Source organism: Sandarakinorhabdus oryzae, assembly GCF_009733735.1.
Lineage (GTDB): Bacteria > Pseudomonadota > Alphaproteobacteria > Sphingomonadales > Sphingomonadaceae > Sandarakinorhabdus > Sandarakinorhabdus oryzae.
Genome location: NZ_WNJP01000010.1, coordinates 1 through 12269, shown reverse-complemented (window position 1 = coordinate 12269; position 12269 = coordinate 1). Strand labels below are relative to the sequence as shown.

Sequence of the window (12269 nt, the reverse complement as noted above, 5' to 3'; positions counted from 1 at the left end):
ATCCCCTCCCGCAAGCGGGAGGGGAGTATTGCTGGCTTGCCCTCATCGCCCCGCCACGGCACCTTGCCGCCAAACAGGGGTGCCGCCATGAGCCAAGTGAACGAAGCCTTCTCCCTCCCGGGCGGTCAGCACTTTCGCAACCGCATCGCCAAGGCGGCGATGACGGAGGGGCTGGCGTTTCGCGATGGCCTGCCCAACGCGGCCCATGAGACCCTGTATCGCCGCTGGTCGGATGGCGGCTGCGGGTTGCTGATCACCGGCAATGTGCTGGTCGATCGCGGCCATCTCGAACGGCCGGGCAATGTCATCGTCGATGGCCCGTTGAGCGATGAGGGCAAGGCGGCCTGGGCGCGCTGGGCGGCGGCCGCCACCGCCAACGACACCCGCGCCTGGGTGCAGATCAGCCATGCCGGCCGCCAGACCCAGAAGACGGTCAACCCGCACCCCAAGGCGCCGTCAGCCGTGCCGCTGGCGCTGCCGGGCGGCCAGTTCGGCGTGCCGGTGCCGCTGACGGGGGCGGAGATTCACGATCTCATCGCGCGCTGGGCACACGCGGCCGCGGTGGCACGTGAAGCCGGCTTTGATGGCGTGCAGGTCCACGCGGCCCATGGATATCTGATCAGCCAGTTCCTCTCGCCGCTCGCCAACCGGCGCGACGATGAATGGGGCGGCAGCCTTGAAAACCGGGCGCGGTTGTTGATCGAGGTGGTCAAGGCGGTGCGGGCCAGTGTCGGCGCGGATTTCACCGTGGCGGTGAAGCTGAACAGCGCCGATTTCCAGAAGGGCGGCTTTGCCTTCGATGATTGCCTCACCGTCGCCGGCTGGTTGGCCGATCTCGGCGTCGATTGCCTGGAATTGTCGGGCGGCACCTATGAACAGCCGGCGATGATGGACATGGAGGGGCTGACCCCGCGCGAGGAGCCCAAACAGCAATCGACCCGCCAGCGCGAGGCCTATTTCGTGCAGCTGGCCAAGGCGCTGATGGCGGCGAAAACGCCGCCGCTGATGGTGACCGGCGGCTTTCGCAGCCTCAACTCCATGGAGGATGCGCTGGCCAGCGGCATCGCCTTCGTCGGCGTTGGCCGGCCGCTGTGCGCCGATCCCACCTGCGTGACCGAACTGCTGGAAGGCCATATCGAGGAGCTGCCGCGCTACGAGGAGCGGCTGTCGATCGGGCCGTGGTGGCTCAGCCCGGCCTCGCCATTCAAGCTGGTGAGGACGATCAATGGCTTTGCCGCCCAGGCCTGGTATTATCAGCAACTGCGCCGCGTCGCGGCCGGCGGCACGGCCGAAAAGCTGAACCCGTTCAAGGCGTTTCTCGCCGAGGACAAGGAAAACAAGGCCCGGCTTTGACGCGGTTCCTGGCGTTCGTTCTTGGGCTTGTGCTGGCGCTGGGCTGGGCCGGCTGGCTTGGCGCGATTCGCGATCCGGCGGTGGTGCGCTATCGCGTCGAACTGGCCGGGCTGCAGCGCCCGCTGCGCATCGTCCACCTTTCCGACACGCATGGCAGCAACTGGGACATGCCGGCCGTGCGGCTGGCCCGCATCGTTGTCCAGGCCAATGCGCTGAAGCCCGATCTGCTGGTTCTGACCGGCGACTATCACGCCAGCAAGATCTGGGACCCGCCAATGCGGCTGGACGATGCGCTGCGTCCGCTCGCCCGGCTGCAGGCGCCGCTGGGCGTGTGGCTGGTGCCCGGCAATCATGATGAACCCTACTGGATCCGCTGGGTGGCGCGCCGCTTCGGCCTGAAACTGCTGGCCGGGTCGATGGTCGATGTCGGCCCGGTTCAGATCGTTGGCAGCGATGATCTTATCCTTGGTGCCAATCCGGTCACGGGCGCGTGGGCCGCCGCTGCCCGCACGACGCCCGACAAGCCGGTGATCGGGTTGGTGCATGAACCGCGGCTGTGGGCGGTGCTGCCGCCCCAGGTGGATCTGCTGCTGGCCGGGCACACCCATGGCGGCCAGATCCAGATTTTCGGCTGGCCGCGCTTCGACAAGGCTGATGCGCAAACTATGCGCGGCCTGTTCCGCAATAGCGCCGGCCAGCAGATGCTGGTCTCGGCCGGCATCGGGACGTCTGTAGTACCCGCGCGGCTGGGCACGCGCGGGGAGATTGTCGTGGTTGAGCTGGTGCCTCAGGTCGGCAGGAATTCCGGCACCGACAGGTAACGCTCGCCGGTGTCATAATTGAAGCCGACGATGCGGCTGCCGGCCGGCATTTCCTTCAGTTTCAGCGCGATGGCGGCCAGCGTGGCGCCTGACGAGATGCCGACCAGCATGCCCTCTTCCTTGGCGGCGCGCAGGGCCCAGGCCTTGGCGTCGCCGGCATCGACCTGCACCACGCCATCGAGCAGCGACACATCGAGGTTCTTGGGGATGAAGCCGGCGCCGATGCCCTGGATCGGGTGCGGGCTGGGCGAGCCGCCGGAAATCACCGGGGAAGCCGCCGGCTCGACCGCGAAAACCTTCAGGTTTGGCCAACGCGCCTTCAGCACCTGGGCGACGCCGGTGATATGGCCGCCGGTGCCGACGCCGGTGATGATGGCATCGGGCGGGCTGTCGGCGAAATCGGCGTAGATTTCCTCCGCCGTGGTCTTCACATGCACGCTGATATTGGCCGGGTTCTCGAACTGTTGCGGCATCCAGGCATTGGGCGTCGTCGAAACAATTTCCAGCGCGCGGGCAATGGCGCCGTTCATGCCCTTCTCGCGCGGCGTCAGATCGAAACTGGCACCATAGGCCAGCATCAGCCGCCGCCGCTCGATCGACATGCTTTCAGGCATGACGAGGATCAGCTTGTAGCCCTTCACCGCCGCCACCATGGCGAGGCCAATGCCGGTGTTGCCGCTGGTCGGCTCGACGATGACACCGCCGGGCTTCAGCGTGCCGTCGGCTTCCGCCGCCTCGATCATGGCGAGCGCGATGCGATCCTTGATCGAGCCGCCGGGATTGGCGCGTTCGGACTTGATCCACACCTCCGCGCCCGGGAACAATCTGCCCATTCGCACATGCGGTGTGCGGCCGATGGTTTCGAGGATGTTGTTGGCCTTCATCGCGGCATCTCCCGATTGATTGCGCCTCTTTTAGGCCGCTGCGGCGGCGGCGCCAACGGCGGAAAATCTTGGGCCCCGTTCAACCCGGCTTTTGCACCTCGAACCGATCGGCCAGGCGCAGTTGCGGGAAGCGCCAGGCCCACAGCGCGGTGACGATGATGGCACCCACGCCGCCAATCACCACGCCCGGCACCGCACCGATATAGCGGGCGGCCAGCCCCGATTCGAGCTCGCCCAGTTCATTGCTGGCCGATATGAACAGACCCGACACGCTGGAGACGCGGCCGCGCATGTCGTCCGGCGTGTGCAGCTGGATCAGGCTGCCGCGCACGAAGACGCTGATCGCGTCGGCTGCGCCCAGCACCACCAGCGCCGCCAGGCTGAGCGGATAGGAGGTGGAAAGGCCGAAGACGATGGTGGCCAGCCCGAACACGGCGACGCTGGCAAACATCACCGGCCCGACATGGCGCCGCAATGGCCGGCTGGCGAGCAACACCGCCATCACCACCGCCCCCGCCGAGGGTGCGGCGCGCAAGGGGCCGAGCCCTTCGACGCCGACATGCAGCACGTCGCGGGCATAAACCGGGAGCATCGCGGTTGCGCCGCCGAGCAGCACGGCAAACAGATCCAGGCTGATGGCGCCCAGCAGCACGCCATTGTTGCGGACATAGGCGATGCCCTCGACCAGGCTGCGCCACGGCGTCAGCGGCGATGGGGCGGGGCGCACCACCGGCCGGATCATCATCAGGCAGATGAAGGTGAGGCCGAACAGCACGGCCGCCACCACATAGGGCGTGGCCGGCGACACGGCATAGAGGAAGGCACCCAGCGGCGGGCCGAGCACGGCGCCGGTCTGCCAGCTGATGCTGTTCAGGGCGATGGCCTGGGGCAGCAACTCGCGCGGCACCAGGTTGGGCGCCAGCGCCGCCATCGATGGCCCCTGGAAGGCGCGGGCGACGCCGAGCAGCGCGGCCACGACAAACAGCGCCACCATCGGCACATCACCGTTCAGCGCCAGCCAGCCCAGCACCCCGGCGCAGGCGATTTCCAGCGCGACGGCGGCGCGGGCGATGTGGCGGCGGTCCACCCGGTCGGCAATCACGCCCACCACCAGCGCCAGGCAGAACAGCGGCAGGAACTGCGCCAACCCGATCATGCCGAGCAGGAAGGCGGCCTCGTCGCGGCTCATGCGGGCGCGGGCGATATCATAGACCTGCCAGCCGATGACGATCACCAGCATCAGGCCGGCCACGGTGGCGAGGAAGCGCGCCACCCAGAAGGCCCGATAATCGCGGATTTTCAGGGGAGGCGGAATCGACGGCACCTGATCTCCATAGAAAGCGCTGCGCGACACGGCAATGGCTGGCACTGGGGCTCGCCGTTCACACCGGTTTGCGAGAGCGCGCAGACGGTGATAGCGTGCCGCCGTCATGCGCAGTTGGAAGCAATTTCCCGGTATCGTGCTCGCCCTCGTCCTTGGCGGCGTTGGCATGTGCCAGCTCGTGCTGGCCTGGGCGGGCTGGAGCCTGGGCCTGGGCTGGCCCTGGGCCTTTGCGGCGCTGGTGCTGTCGCTGGTGGCGCGCTTCAACGCCTATGCGCTGGTCGGCACCTTCTTCTTTGCCAAGGAATATATGCACTGGCCGCTGCTGCAGTGCCTGGCGCTGGCGTCGGTGGGCGTGCTGTTCCTCACCCCGCGCATCTTCCGCGAGGTCATGGACGCGCTGACCGGCGGCGAGATCAAGCCGCTGTAATCACTGACCTTTCAAGGTCACGAAACTGTCGAGCACGCGCTTGCGGCCGGCGGCGGGAAAATCGATCTCCAGCTTGTTGCCATCAACATGGAACACAATGCCCTCGCCAAACTTGGCGTGGAACACGCGGGCGCCCTTGCGGATCGTGGGGCTGGGGCTCAGCGAGACGGCGCTGACCCGTGCTTCCCTGGGTGCGGCACTGCGTGGGCCGAAATCGCGGCCCGAACCGCGCCCGAACTGACTGCCCTGCTGGGCCGCCCGGTCCCAGCCGGGGCCACGCCCGGTGCCGCGGCTGATGTGCGCGAACGGGTCGCCGCCTTCCAGCGCGGCGCGCCACAGGCTCGGCCCGCCGCTCATGGTGGAGCGCGCCACGACATGATCGGCCGGCAATTCCTCGATGAAGCGGCTGGGCAGCGCGGCCGTCCACTGGCCATAGACCTGGCGGTTGGCAGCGTTGATGATGTGGGCGCGCTTTCGGGCGCGGGTGATCCCCACATAGGCCAGCCGCCGCTCTTCCTCGAGCGCGACGGTGCCGCCTTCGTCGAGCGCGCGCTGGCTGGGGAACACGCCTTCCTCCCAGCCGGGCAGGAAGACATGATCAAATTCGAGGCCCTTGGCGGCGTGCAGCGTCATGATGGTGATCTTCTCGCCATCGGCATTGGCGTCATTGTCCATCACCAGCGCCACATGCTCCAGGAAGGCAGTGAGGCTGGGATAATCGCCCATCGCCCGCACCAGTTCCTTCAGATTCTCGATGCGGCCATCGGCTTCGGTCGACTTGTCGGCCTGCCACATGGCGACATAACCCGATTCCTCCAGCACCACCTCGGCCAGCTCGGCGTGCCCCATGGTGCCGGCCTGGTCGCGCCAGCGGGCGAGATCGGTGAAGAACGCCTTCACGGCGCGGCGGGCGGCCGGCGTCAGCTCGTCACTGTCCACCAGCGCGGCGGCGGCGCGCGGCAGCGACACATTCATCGCGCGGGCGGCGGCGTGCATGGTCGCCATCGCCTTGTCGCCCAGGCCCCGTTTGGGCACGTTGACGATGCGTTCAAAGGCCAGCGCATCGTCGGGTGACTGCACGAGGCGCAGATAGGCCAGCGCATCGCGCACCTCGGCGCGCTCATAGAAACGGAAGCCGCCGACGATGCGATAGGGCAGGCCGATGGCGATGAATCGGTCTTCAAACAATCGGGTCTGGAACTGGGCGCGCACCAATATGGCCATGTCATTCAATGACACGCCCTCGCGCGCCAGCCGTTCGGCCTCGTCGCCGACCAGCCGCGCTTCCTCCGGCCCGTCCCACACGCTGGTCACTTCCACCCGCTCACCGCTGGTGTGGGCGGTGAACAGTGCCTTGCCCAGCCGGCCGCGGTTGTGCGCGATCAGCGTGTTGGCCGCGGCCAGGATGTGCGGGGTGGACCGGTAATTCTGTTCCAACCGGATCATCTTCGCGCCGGGAAAATCCGTCTCGAATCGAAGGATATTGGCCACCTCGGCGCCGCGCCAGCTGTAGATCGACTGGTCATCATCGCCGACGCAGGCGATGTTGCGCGCCGGCCCGACCAGCGCCTTCAGCCACTGATACTGGGCGCTGTTGGTGTCCTGATATTCATCGACCATCACATATTTGAAGCGGCGCTGGTAATCGGCCTGAACGTCAGGGTGCTGGCGGAAGATGGTCAGCATGTGCAGCAGCAGATCGCCGAAATCGCAGGCATTCAAGGCCACCAGCCGCTCCTGGTAGCGCGCATAGAGCGCCGCGCCGCCGCCTTTTGCGCCATCGGCATAGGCGAAACTCTCGCCCGGCGGCACGTCGGCCGGCAACTGGCCCTTGTTCTTCCAGCGATCGATCAGGCCGGCCAGTTGCTTGGCCGGCCAGCGCTTGTCGTCAATGCCGGCCTCGGCGACGACCTGCTTCAGCAGGCGCAACTGGTCATCGGTGTCGAGAATGGTGAACTGCGCGTTGAGGCCGACCAGCCCGGCGTGGCGGCGCAGCATCTTGGCCGACAGCGCATGGAAGGTGCCAAGCCACGGCAGCCCCTCCGCCATCGGGCCCAGCAGCATTTCGGTGCGGTGGCGCATCTCGCGCGCCGCCTTGTTGGTGAAGGTGACGGCCAGCACTTCCGATGGCCAGGCCAGGCGATTGAACAATATGTGCGCCAGCCGGGCGGTGAGCGCCTTGGTCTTGCCAGTGCCGGCGCCGGCCAGGATCAACACCGGGCCTTCGGTCGTCACCACCGCCTCGCGCTGCGGCGGATTCAGCCCCTTCAGCCAGGGCGGATCACGGTCGCCAGAATCATGCGGGGCGGGCAGGTTCATCAGTGAACAAGTAAGGAACATTGGCGCGGCTGCCAAGCGGCGATGCGTGCCCTGATTCAAGCCGTCGCAGCCAGCGCCGTTGCTTGGGCTGACAGAACGCCCGGGAGGATGCCAGGATGACAGCGATGCTCAAGCCGCCCGTGCAGATGGTGCGCGATGTCGGCTGGCGGCAGGTGCTGGGCCTGGGCCAGGGCGATGGCGGCTTCTGGGCCAGTGTGCGCGGCCGGCAATTGGCGCAGCTCAACCAGAATGTGCCGTTCAATGTCGGCCTGCTGGCCTTGAACCTGGTCACCGTGCTGGCCGCCTTTGGTGATGCGGTCACCTTTGCCGCGCTGGCGCCGTGGCTGGCCGGCATATTGGTGCTGGCCGGCTTCTGGATCTGGCGCGCGATCAGCCGGCGCCCGGCGAGCCCGCAGGCCAGCAAGCTATTGTACTGGCAGGTCACCCTGGAAATCGTGGCGCTGGCCTGGTTCTGGGCCGGGCTGGTGGTGACGCTGGCGCCGGCACTGCCGGCCACCAGCCAGGCCGTGCTGATGCTGTTCTCGCTGATCTTCATGGGGGCGGTGGCCAATTGTGCCGCCACCATGCCGCCGGCGGTGCTGGTCGTGTGCGTGTCGATCGCCGCCGGCATGGTGCTGGGCCTGCCGCAGGGGGCGCCGCTGGATCATCCGCTGGTACTGCTGGCGCTGGCCAGCTTTGTCGCCATCAAGCTGCGCGCGTCGCTGGTTACCACCTATCACACCATGGCGCGGCTGAAGAGCGAGGCCGATCTGCGCGAGCAGGGCGAGGTGGTTCGGCTGCTGCTCAACGAATATGAGTCGAACGGGTCAGACTGGCTGCTCGAGCTCGACGGGCTGGGCCGGATCACCCATGTCACGCCGCGCTTTGCCGATGTGGCGCGGCGGCGGCGCGGCGATCTGCTCGGCCAGCCGCTGCTGGCCTTGCTCGATCCGGTGCAGGGCGGGGCGACGACGGCGGCGCTGGCCCATGCGCTCAAGCAACGCGAGCCGTTCCGCGACCTGGTGGTGCCGGTGCCGCTGGGCCGCGATTTGCGCTGGTGGGCGCTGTCGGGCACGCCGAAACAGGATGCGGCCGGCAATTTCACCGGCTTTCGCGGTGTGGGTCGTGATGTCACCGATGTGCGCCGCAGCCAGGAACGCATCGCCCAGCTGGCGCGCTTCGATCCGCTCACCGGGTTGGCCAACCGCAGCCTGTTTCGCGAGACGCTGGACGAGGTGGTGGAGCGCGCGGTGCTGACCGGCCGGGCGGCGGCGCTGCTGTTCGTCGATCTCGATCGCTTCAAGGCGGTCAATGATGGCTTTGGCCACGCCGCCGGTGACCTGCTGTTGCGCCAGGTGGCGCAGCGGCTGCACGCGCTGGTGAAATCGCAGGTGAAAGGCGGCGCCACTGTCGCCCGGCTGGGCGGTGACGAGTTCGCCGTCCTGTTGCCCGACGGGCAGCCTGAACGCGCCGAGCGGCTGGCGCAGCGCATCGTTGCCGAAATGGCGCGCCCGTTCCCGCTTGGCGAGGAAGGCCGCGCCGGCGCCGCCATCGTCGGCGCATCGGTGGGCTGGGCGTTGGCGCCCAGCGATGCCGACACGCCCGAGGATCTGCTGCGCTGCGCCGACCTGGCGCTGTATCGGGTGAAGGAACAGGGCCGCGGCGCCGCCTGCCGCTTCCACCCCGAAATGGCCCAAGCCGCCGCCGAGCGGCGCAAGCTGGAGGCCGACCTGTCAGACGCCCTGGCGCGCGGGGAGTTGCGGCTCGAGTTCCAGCCGGTGGTCGATTCGGGCGACGAACGCATTACCGGCTTTGAAGCGCTGCTGCGCTGGCACCATCCGGAACTCGGCCTGGTCTCGCCACTGGATTTCGTACCGGTCGCAGAGGACACCGGCCTGATCGTGCCGATCGGCGCCTGGGTGATCGACGAGGCACTGGCCTGGGCGGCGCGCTGGCCGGCGCATGTCGGCATATCGGTCAACATCTCGCCGGTGCAGATGGAGGAGGCCGACCTGCCCGACCAGATCGCCGCCGCGCTCGCCCGCCATGGCGTTGCTGCCAGCCGTCTGGAGCTGGAGATCACCGAAGGCCTGTTTCTCGCCGAAAAGCCCGCCGTGGTGGCCGTGCTGACCCGGCTGACAGCGATGGGCGTGAGCTTCGCGCTCGATGATTTCGGCACCGGCTACTCGGCGCTGGGCACGCTGCAGAAGGCCAGTTTCAGCCGCATCAAGATTGATCGCAGCTTCGTCGCCCGCGCCGCGGCCATGGGCGATGAAGCCAGCGCCATCATCCAGGCCATCGTGCGCCTTGCCGCCAGCCTCGACATGCAGACGACGGCCGAGGGCACCGAAACCCGCGCCGCCTTCGAACTGTGTCGGCAACTGGGCTGCACCCAGGTCCAGGGCTATCTGTTCGGCAAACCGATGCCGCCCGAAGACGCCACCCGGCTGGTGTGCGACGTGGTGGAGGCCTGAGGCCTCAATCCTCCTCCACCCAGCATTTCAGCAGCGTGTGGGCGATCGCCAGCGGCGGCGGTGCCAGGAAATCGCCGTCGCCGGCGAGCGCGGCGCGTGCTTCGTCCTTGGTCACCCAGCGCACCTCTTCCAGCTCGTCCTCGTCCAGCCGTACCTCGAAGCCGTCGGCCTCGGCAAAGGCGGCCATCATCAGGCTCGAGGGGAAGGGCCAGGGCTGGCTGGCGAGATAGCGCACCCGGCTGGTGGTAATGCCGGCCTCTTCCCACAACTCGCGGCGCACCGCCTCCTCCAGGCTTTCGCCCGGCTCCACGAAGCCGGCCAGGGCCGACAGGAAGCGCTTCGGAAAGCGCGGCTGGCGGCCCACCAGCGCGTGGCCATCCTTCACGGCGAGCATGATCACCACCGGATCGACACGCGGGAAATGTTCGGCCTGGCAGGCCTGGCACTGGCGGGCATAGCCGGCCTTGGCGAGCGCGGTCTTGCCGCCGCACACCGCGCAGAAACCGTGGCGCTGGTGCCAGTCGAGGATGGAGCGCGCCTGTGCCACGATGGCGGCTTCATGGCCGGGCAGCAGCGCCCCGGCAGCGCGGGCATCGAGCAGCTTGCCGCCGAAATCGGCGACCAGTTCATCCGATGGTGCCGCCGCGGCAAAGCGCGGCCCTTCGGCGCCCACGCCCAGGAAGATGGACAGCGCATCATGCGGTACGTCGGAACGATAGGCCCACAGGATCGACGGGGTGTCGCCCGGCTTGACCACCGGATTGAGCCCATCCAGCACCAGCCAGCGCGCATCCGGCCGGGCGCGCATGGCGATCAGTGCGGCCGGGTCGCGGCGGATCTCGTCGGCGCGGTCCAGCTTGTTGCCGGTGAAGCCGGTGACCGGCACGTCGTGAAAGATCGTCATGCCGCCTTTTCCCTGCGCAAATCATCGGCGGCAAGCCCCAGCTGTGCGGCCTTGGCAAAAAGCGTGGGCAGGCCGGCGGATTCGACGGCGTCCAGCGCCAGCCACTCGCCCGCCAGTGCCGGCCGCACCGCCAGTCGCAGCCCCTGCACCTCCAGCTCCAGATCGAAGTGGGTAAAGCCGTGACGCACCAGGCCGAGGCTCCGCCAGTCGCCGGCCAGCGGCGGCACTCCTTCACCCCGCCAATCGCAGCTCGGCAGCGCCCGCATCCCGCCAAGCAGGCCCTTGGCGGGGCGAACGATGGTCAGCACCTCAAGGCCATTTGGGCCATCCACCTCGATCCACCAGGCCGTGCCCTGCCGCATCGGCCGGGCTTTCTTCGCGGCCTTCACCGGGAAGGCGCCGGGCGTGCCGCTGCGCTGTCCGGCACAGGCATCGACAAGCGGGCAAGCGAGGCAGCGGGGCGAGCGCGCCGTGCAGACGCGGCGGGCCAGATCCATCATCGCTTGCGCGAAATCGCCGGCCTGGCCGGCCGGCACCAGCGGCGCCAGCGCCGCCCTGATCGCCACCCGCGCCGCGGGCAGGGGTGTCGATATCGCGAACAGCCGGCTCACCACCCGTTCGACATTGCCATCGATCACCACCGCATCACGGCCAAAGCCGAACGCCGCCACCGCCGCCGCCGTGTAATCGCCGATGCCGGGCAGATCGCGCAATTCGGCCTCATGCGCCGGAAACCGCCCGCCATGGCGTTCCACCACGGCGCGCGCGCAGGCCAAAAGATTGCGCGCCCGGGCATAATAGCCCAGCCCCGCCCAGGCCTGCATCACGGCTGCGTCGTGAGCGGCCGCCAGCGCCGCCACGTTTGGCCAGCGCGCCGTGAAGGCATGGAAATAGGGCGTCGCGGCTTCCACCGTCGTCTGCTGCAGCATGATTTCCGACAGCCAGACGCGGTAGGGCCAATCCGCATCATCCGGCAGCGCGGCGCCGGGCGGGTTGCGCCACGGCAAGTCCCGCGCATGGGCGCGATACCAGTTGAGGAGTTGCAGCGGCCAGCTATCGGACATGACGTTGCTATGGCATGGAAGCCGCATGCCGAAAACGCCCCAGAAACCTGCGCCTCAACCTGCGCCGCCCAAAGTTCGCGGCGGCCGCGCCAAGCCGATTGCCGAGCTGGTCGGCGAGGTTGGTGGCCAGGCCTTCAAGCGCTTCGGCTTCACCCACAGCGCGCTGAATGACCGCTGGGGCGAGATCGTCGGCCCGACCTATGCCCGCCATTGCCAGCCGACCAAGCTGAAATTCCCGCGCGGTCAGAAGGATAGCGGCACGCTCACCGTCGCCGCCACCGGCGCGCTGGCGCCGATGCTGCGCCACGTCGAAGCGCAGATCATCGAACGCGCCAACCGCATCCTGGGCTATGCCGCCGTTGCCCGCATCAGCATCGAACAGGGCGCCGCCACCATGGCGGCGCCGCCGCCCCCGCCGCCGCCAGCCCCCGGCCCACTGCCGGAAACCACGCGCTCGACCCTGAAGGACATTGCCGACCCGGAACTGCGCGCCACGCTGCAATCGCTGGCCGAAGCCCTGTCGATCAGCGACGGGCCGCCCAAGATCCGCTGATGTGAGGGGGCTTGGCGCTGCCGCCTGCGCCACGCTAGAGAGAGGTCATGCGTTTCGCCTTCACTCTCATCGCCGCCGGCCTGCTGGCCGCCCCGCTTGCCGCCGCCCCGCCCAAGCCAGCGGCCAAACCCGTGGCGCGCGCCGCC

10 protein-coding genes are annotated in these 12269 nt (G+C 68.3%); 5 read left to right on the top strand and 5 right to left on the bottom strand.

From position 1 onward, the window contains the following. Positions 1 to 87: 87 nt before the first annotated feature. Both GJ693_RS02130 and GJ693_RS02125 read left to right on the top strand, forming a co-directional pair. The gene (locus GJ693_RS02130) at positions 88 to 1353 is read left to right on the top strand and encodes an NADH:flavin oxidoreductase/NADH oxidase family protein (RefSeq protein WP_156254690.1); all 1266 of its coding nucleotides are present in this window, start codon (positions 88 to 90) and stop codon (positions 1351 to 1353) included. Continuing rightward, positions 1350 to 2174, top strand: a complete 825-nt coding sequence (locus tag GJ693_RS02125) for a metallophosphoesterase (RefSeq protein WP_156254689.1) — start codon at positions 1350 to 1352, stop codon at positions 2172 to 2174. The genes GJ693_RS02130 and GJ693_RS02125 overlap by 4 nt, the downstream gene beginning before the upstream one ends. Here GJ693_RS02125 and cysK read toward each other — a convergent pair. Both cysK and GJ693_RS02115 read right to left on the bottom strand, forming a co-directional pair. Next, positions 2141 to 3058, bottom strand: a complete 918-nt coding sequence (gene cysK, locus GJ693_RS02120) for a cysteine synthase A (protein ID WP_156254688.1) — start codon at positions 3056 to 3058, stop codon at positions 2141 to 2143. The genes GJ693_RS02125 and cysK overlap by 34 nt on opposite strands. Positions 3059 to 3137: 79 nt before the next feature. Beyond that, positions 3138 to 4382, bottom strand: a complete 1245-nt coding sequence (locus tag GJ693_RS02115) for an MFS transporter (protein WP_156254687.1) — start codon at positions 4380 to 4382, stop codon at positions 3138 to 3140. Positions 4383 to 4488: 106 nt separating this feature from the next. Here GJ693_RS02115 and GJ693_RS02110 point away from each other — a divergent pair, with 106 nt between their 5' ends. Further along, a complete protein-coding gene (locus tag GJ693_RS02110) occupies positions 4489 to 4809 on the top strand; it encodes a hypothetical protein (RefSeq protein ID WP_156254686.1) in 321 nt (106 codons plus the stop codon). Here the strand turns inward: GJ693_RS02110 and GJ693_RS02105 are convergent, their stop codons facing one another. Beyond that, the gene (locus tag GJ693_RS02105) at positions 4810 to 7128 is read right to left on the bottom strand and encodes an ATP-dependent helicase (RefSeq protein ID WP_156254685.1); all 2319 of its coding nucleotides are present in this window, start codon (positions 7126 to 7128) and stop codon (positions 4810 to 4812) included. 125 nt (positions 7129 to 7253) lie between these two features. On the opposite strand from GJ693_RS02105, the gene GJ693_RS02100 reads away from it, so the two are divergent. Further along, positions 7254 to 9602 (top strand): putative bifunctional diguanylate cyclase/phosphodiesterase, encoded by a 2349-nt coding sequence (locus GJ693_RS02100; protein ID WP_197041897.1) that lies wholly within the window; start codon positions 7254 to 7256, stop codon positions 9600 to 9602. A gap of 4 nt (positions 9603 to 9606) precedes the next feature. Here the strand turns inward: GJ693_RS02100 and nudC are convergent, their stop codons facing one another. Both nudC and GJ693_RS02090 read right to left on the bottom strand, forming a co-directional pair. Next, positions 9607 to 10506 (bottom strand): NAD(+) diphosphatase, encoded by a 900-nt coding sequence (nudC, locus tag GJ693_RS02095; RefSeq protein ID WP_156254683.1) that lies wholly within the window; start codon positions 10504 to 10506, stop codon positions 9607 to 9609. Further along, complete coding sequence (locus GJ693_RS02090) at positions 10503 to 11570, bottom strand: A/G-specific adenine glycosylase (protein ID WP_156254682.1); 1068 nt, start codon at positions 11568 to 11570, stop codon at positions 10503 to 10505. Before GJ693_RS02090 ends, nudC begins: the two co-directional genes overlap by 4 nt. A 25-nt stretch (positions 11571 to 11595) precedes the next feature. Here GJ693_RS02090 and GJ693_RS02085 point away from each other — a divergent pair, with 25 nt between their 5' ends. Continuing rightward, complete coding sequence (locus GJ693_RS02085; protein ID WP_197041896.1) at positions 11596 to 12123, top strand: DUF721 domain-containing protein; 528 nt, start codon at positions 11596 to 11598, stop codon at positions 12121 to 12123. Positions 12124 to 12269: the final 146 nt, after the last annotated feature.

What these genes read in the sequence shown, in the direction of transcription:
- GJ693_RS02110 (WP_156254686.1), top strand. Translation starts at nt 4,489, where the DNA reads ATGCGCAGTTGGAAGCAATTTCCCGGTATCGTGCTCGCCCTCGTCCTT.
- GJ693_RS02100 (WP_197041897.1), top strand. Translation starts at nt 7,254, where the DNA reads ATGCTCAAGCCGCCCGTGCAGATGGTGCGCGATGTCGGCTGGCGGCAG.
- GJ693_RS02090 (WP_156254682.1), bottom strand. Translation starts at nt 11,570, where the DNA reads ATGTCCGATAGCTGGCCGCTGCAACTCCTCAACTGGTATCGCGCCCAT.
- GJ693_RS02105 (WP_156254685.1), bottom strand. Translation starts at nt 7,128, where the DNA reads ATGAACCTGCCCGCCCCGCATGATTCTGGCGACCGTGATCCGCCCTGG.
- nudC (WP_156254683.1), bottom strand. Translation starts at nt 10,506, where the DNA reads ATGACGATCTTTCACGACGTGCCGGTCACCGGCTTCACCGGCAACAAG.
- GJ693_RS02085 (WP_197041896.1), top strand. Translation starts at nt 11,596, where the DNA reads ATGCCGAAAACGCCCCAGAAACCTGCGCCTCAACCTGCGCCGCCCAAA.
- cysK (WP_156254688.1), bottom strand. Translation starts at nt 3,058, where the DNA reads ATGAAGGCCAACAACATCCTCGAAACCATCGGCCGCACACCGCATGTG.
- GJ693_RS02130 (WP_156254690.1), top strand. Translation starts at nt 88, where the DNA reads ATGAGCCAAGTGAACGAAGCCTTCTCCCTCCCGGGCGGTCAGCACTTT.